Source organism: Psittacicella gerlachiana (assembly GCF_003585965.1).
GTDB lineage: Bacteria > Pseudomonadota > Gammaproteobacteria > Enterobacterales > Psittacicellaceae > Psittacicella > Psittacicella gerlachiana.
In genome coordinates this window covers 1-4,128 of record NZ_NRJF01000069.1, presented here as the reverse complement: position 1 = coordinate 4,128, position 4,128 = coordinate 1, and the positions used below count along the sequence as shown (strand labels likewise).

Below are 4,128 nucleotides of genomic sequence, written 5' to 3'. Positions count from 1 at the left end.
TAAATATATATATTTATAATTGTTTAGTCTCGGTTGAGTAAGCCTCAACCTAGACTATATTTTCTCACTACTTGCAAAGTACTCTTTGCTTAAACTCTTGTCTATGCTTAGACTATAAATCAGAGTTAACTAATCATTTACTAATTTATAACCCCTAATCATAGACAAGACTTTAAGTACTAAAACTTTATGAACATATAACCTAAGTACCCCCATATTTAAGTTAGTTCTTGTTCTAAAGTCTTGATTTTTAGTAGAGTCCTAATACTAAAAAAATAAAAATAGAGAGTGATATTTATAAAGTTGGAAATATTTGTCAAAAGAACTAAACCAAGAGTTTAGGTCGATGCAGAACAAATATAAAAGCAAATTTAACATAAGTACAGGTGAGTAGTGGACTGGAAAGTCTGCTACTTTTTTCTTTATAACTTAGCTGTTTAAAGATTTTTCTGTCTTGGAGTTTAAGAGCAGAGGAAAAGAGACTTTATTTTGTATTAGCTTTGTTCTTTTCTTAAGTTTTAAACTCCAAGAGAGAAGGATCTTGGATCTTTCCACAACAGTTGGCAAATTAAATAAAAATTGCCTTGTAATTGTAGTAAATTAATAATTGTAAGTTAAGTTGTATGCCTCTACTTAAAGTAAAAAGTAGAGGCTTTTATTACAACAAAGCAGGTTATAATAGAAGTAATCCTCTAAGTAGATCTTCATTTGATATAAAATCTGAGGTAGAACATGAGCAAGTTAAAATCTCTTTTAATTGCAGTTTTTGTAGCCCTAAGTTTTAGTGCTCCTCAAGTTGCTTGGGCTAATAATCTTCCTACGGTAGCTCAAATTGCTCAAGCAAATGGCGAAGCCGTAAATAGTGCTATGCTAAATGTAAATGGCAATATTTTAGTCGCTAAACTTTACCAAAAAGATGGTAAGCGTACAATTGTGATCACCTCACGTAAATCACAAGCGATTACTCAACAAGTGGACTTAGGTAACAATACTACAGTTTACGCTAGTGCGGATGTGAGCCGTGCAAATATCGAGACTTTAGTACAAAAACTCAATGGTTAAACTAAAAACGCTAGATGGAAATCTCTAGCGTTTTTTCTTATAAAAACTTTTGAAATTTAAGCATAAAATCCTAAAATCGAGTATAATATAAGTGAAGAAAGACGAGAGGTTTTTCTTAAATATCATCTTTAAAAACTAGACTTAGGTCTTAAGGAGATTTATGCAAATTAAATCTTTTCTCACTACGGTGTTACTTGGTGCAACTGTATGCTTAGGTAATATTCAATTAGTTCGAGCTGCTGATTTAGAAGCAACTGATAGAATTCCAAGTACACAACAACTAGCTCAACAAAATGTCAAAGCTCAAGCGGTATTAAATCAAGTAAATCTTGTGGTATCAGGTAAGCTTTATGCTGATAATACGGTTACTATCACTACTAATGCTTATGGTAAATTAATCAATAGCTATGTGCTTGAGAATGGCGTTAAGGTGTTTACTTCTATAGACGTGACCGCAAAACAGATCAATGCAATCTTAGAAGATTTACAAGTTGAGGGTAGAGTTACCCAAGCTCAAGTAAAAGAAGCTAATCCGGCAATCTATGATTTACGTAATAGTTTGTTTGGACAAGATTACATTAGAACTTATCTTAAACCGGATACTCGACCTTATTAGGGAATAATAGTAACTATAGAAGAAGTTTAAGAACAACAAACGCAAGCAAATAAATTAACAAAAGTAAAACAAGCAACAAAATCAATAAAATCAACCAAATTAATAAAATTAACTTAATTAAACGATAGAAATAACTTAACTAACAACCGCTCTGATTTCAGAGCGGTTGTTGCGTTTATACTAAATTCTGAGCATTGAGATTGATGAATATTAAAGTGAAGAGTAAATTTATGCCAAATATTAATAACATTAATAACTGTAACTATTTAGTTTTTTTGCGAGAAGAAAATTATTCTAACTTTTGGAGGTCATCATATTTACCGTTTATCCCAGTTATTGAGTGAGCAAAGAGCAAAATAAAAAAAGGATTCTTGTACGTAACAAGAATCCTTTCTGCATATTACACATCGTTAGAATAGTATACAAAAAATGTATAAATATCTACAGTCGACATTTTACCATAAAAATTAGGTCTTAGTTAAGTTTTTTTATGGTAATACCTTACAACTATAACTAGTTGCGACCTTAGGATCGCCTCCGACATAGGTTGCTACTTGTGGATAAGCACAAACTGGCATTTCTTTACTAGGATGTTGTGTTCCACGTGCTAGGATTTGTTCTGGAGCAACCTTGGTTTGATTCCATCTTTCTAAAGCAGAAAGGGGATCAACATCATCTAAACCATTCCCACCACCACAGTGATTCATACCAGGGAGAACAAAGAGACGACTTTGATCTTTACCTTTGGCTGTATCAGCAAGCATCTGCTGATACCATTCTACTTGATCTTTTGCCGAGAACACTGGATCAGAAGCTCCGGTTACAACAATAAGTTTGCCGTCATTAGCAAAGAAAGTTGAAAGATCGGTACTTATAGCATCATTGATTGCTCCTGTCTGATATACCAATGGGGTATCACGATCAAAATCAAATTTTTCTAAATCAAAGTTAGGTTGAGACGGAGTCATAAAGTAGTAAACTAGAGATCCTGAACCGAGACTTACTCCAAGAGAATTAGGCTTACCGATTTGCGATGTGCCTAGTTTCCATCTTCGCCAATCAGGTTGATTAATGCCACTATCCCAATACCATCCCGCATAAATTTGCTCTCCTTTACTATTAACCGCACCATTCATTACTGCAGTGAGAGCTTGGATTTTTTCTGCACTTAAAGGTAAGGTGTTAGGGTCGATTTTACAAGATTCCCAAGCATTGATAATTCCATCACTTAAGCCATCTCGAGCATCGCATTGTTTTAAGATTACTTGTTGTACCTTATCTAAATCTTCTTGGGTAAGAGCATTAGCGAGGATTTTTTCTCCTTGGGCGTTACGAGGAGCTGCTTGCATAAATTGTTGATAATCCCATTGTTGGGCAACATTAGCTCGTGATAAACGGAAACCTGCGTTTACGGCAATAACACCGTTAAACTCGGTAGGGTAACGTTGAGCTGCAATCATGGCTTCACGTCCACCATTAGAACATCCCATAAAGAAACTATAGGTAGGTTTTTGTCCATAAGTAGAGGTAACAATTTGTTTGGCAATAGTTACCACTTTGCCTATAGCTTGGTAGGCAAAATCTAATCTTGCTTGCTGATCTAAACCAAATTCAGGTGTAGGATTTGGATGTCCTCCATCCATAGATACTACCGCATAGCCACGACTAAGAGCGGGTACAGCTTTGGCAGTATTAATAGGAACACTACCTACTGCTGGTGCAACAAAGCCATCAACTCCACCGCCTCCTTGGAATAAGAAAGCCTGATTCCAATTACTTGGTAATCTTAATTCAAATTGCGTACCATAAGGTTTGCTATCAGCTCCAACACGTTCGTCAATAATACCTCTAATTACACAATGAGGAGCTGTTTCTAAATCTACCGGAGAACCTCCTGTAAAAGCTGACATAGGATCGGCTGGGATTTTTCCGGTTTGATTAATGCTTACTTGTGTAATTTTTACATTGTCGCCAAGATTTAAAGCATTAATATTTTGACAAGCTTCTAAATTAAAACTCTTGGTAGTAGCCTGATTCTTAGAGGCGAAACTACTATTGGCAAAGCCTAAGAAAGCAAGACTAGTTGCGAGACTGGTATATATAAGAGAACGAAAAGGTTTAAGCATATGGTTTACTCTTATTGAGATTGAGAGGTGAGGTTTAGTATATAACAAAGGCTGAGAGAGGTGAAAGAGCTTTAGGTTATAACAGAGATAAATAAAAGTTATAAGTATTAATAATCAAAGAGATAATAGGGGGGGGGATGGATAATGTAAGTGATGAATAAAGTTTTGTTTAAGATTTAAGGGATATGATAACTATCAATAGTTATATACATTAGGATGAATGATACTAATTTTTAGAAGAATAAAATAGTATAAAGGAAATAATAAAAGACTATAAGTTTAAAATTTATATGGAGATAAGATAAAGTTAAAGCTGAGTATTAT

3 protein-coding genes are annotated in these 4,128 nt (G+C 34.4%); 2 read left to right on the top strand and 1 reads right to left on the bottom strand.

What is annotated here, in order from left to right; translation table 11 throughout:
- The first annotated feature begins 732 nt into the window (after nucleotides 1–732).
- Nucleotides 733–1,062 carry a hypothetical protein gene (locus CKF59_RS02895; protein WP_119534485.1) on the top strand — a complete coding sequence of 110 codons (330 nt, stop codon included), beginning with the start codon at nucleotides 733–735 and terminating at the stop codon, nucleotides 1,060–1,062.
- Between the two features lie 160 nt (nucleotides 1,063–1,222).
- Entirely contained in the window at nucleotides 1,223–1,678 is a 456-nt protein-coding gene (locus CKF59_RS02890) for a hypothetical protein (protein ID WP_119534484.1), read from the top strand.
- 488 nt (nucleotides 1,679–2,166) lie between these two features.
- On the opposite strand, the gene CKF59_RS02885 is transcribed toward CKF59_RS02890, so the two are convergent.
- Nucleotides 2,167–3,804, bottom strand: a complete 1,638-nt coding sequence (locus CKF59_RS02885; RefSeq protein WP_119534483.1) for a tannase/feruloyl esterase family alpha/beta hydrolase — start codon at nucleotides 3,802–3,804, stop codon at nucleotides 2,167–2,169.
- Nucleotides 3,805–4,128 lie beyond the last annotated feature (324 nt).